Below are 310 nucleotides of genomic sequence, written 5' to 3'. Positions count from 1 at the left end.
AAGGCACGCTTGGCTATTGGGAAAGCCGTTTTGCCGATGAGGGCGTCACCGGCCTCTCGCGCGAAGAGACCTTCGGCGAGAAGCGCCTGGCTTTTGCCGGACCGGATGGTGACGGCTTCGCGCTGGTCGAGGGCAAGGGTGACGGCAGAGCGCCCTGGGCGAAAGGCGGTGTTCCGGTCGACCAGGCGATCCGCGGTTTACATTCGGTATCGCTCAGGCTGAAGGATGGCGGCGCCACCGAGGAGCTGCTGAAGTTCATGGGCTATGAGGAAGTCGACAAGTCCGGCAATCTCAGGCGGCTGGCGGTGAA

Annotated in this window: 1 pseudogene; it reads left to right on the top strand. The window is 63.5% G+C overall.

Annotated features, from left to right (window positions below):
* Window positions 1-310, top strand: a pseudogene (locus tag EOB49_RS35085) (ring-cleaving dioxygenase); the annotation flags it as partial.

The organism is Mesorhizobium sp. M7A.F.Ca.MR.148.00.0.0, from assembly GCF_003997735.1.
GTDB lineage: Bacteria > Pseudomonadota > Alphaproteobacteria > Rhizobiales > Rhizobiaceae > Mesorhizobium.
This window is presented reverse-complemented; position numbering and strand designations above follow the sequence as displayed.